Annotated in this window: 1 protein-coding gene; it reads left to right on the top strand. The window is 37.2% G+C overall.

What is annotated here, in order from left to right; all coding sequences use genetic code 11:
- Nucleotides 1–245: 245 nt before the first annotated feature.
- Nucleotides 246–458, top strand: coding sequence for a hypothetical protein (locus tag ACFIMA_RS09990; protein ID WP_015856478.1), 213 nt, complete (start codon nucleotides 246–248; stop codon nucleotides 456–458).
- Nucleotides 459–522: the final 64 nt, after the last annotated feature.

Raw genomic sequence — 522 nt, 5'->3', positions numbered from 1 at the left:
ACAGAAAAAGCTTTAAAAGCAGCCACAACACGTCTGGAGGTGGAAAGTGAAGTTAATCAAAAAAGTGATGCTGATGTACGTGCTGCTCTCTCTGATTGGTTGCGCGACAAATAAATATGCTTCTTCTTGTGTTGGCTGGTTGCCAATTTATTTAAGCCGGAAAGATCTGAACACCATCAGTTCAAACTTAGCAAGAGAGATCTTAAAGCACAATAATCTAGGTGAACGCTTGTGTGGGTGGAAACATGGCTAGAAAAAAAACACAAGACGATATAGAGCTTACAGAAGCAGAAAAAGAAATACTTCAAGAAATCATCATGACCTACAAAAGTGTAAAAGTGATGTCTCGTTATACGAAATGGATTGTACTCATTATACTCTTATTAGCGCTTGATTTTTCACGTATTATGGATGCGTTTGTAAGTATTTTTACACAAAAACCAAATATCCGACTCTAAACATACTCTGAGACGCGCGAAATTCTTTAGAAAATGGTTTCTTAATTTTGCTCGTCTCATGGAG

The organism is Bartonella sp. AP88HLJMH (assembly GCF_042195605.1).
In the GTDB taxonomy this organism is placed as follows: domain Bacteria; phylum Pseudomonadota; class Alphaproteobacteria; order Rhizobiales; family Rhizobiaceae; genus Bartonella.
Note: the sequence above shows the minus strand (reverse complement) of the source record. Positions and strands in the feature narration are given on the sequence as shown.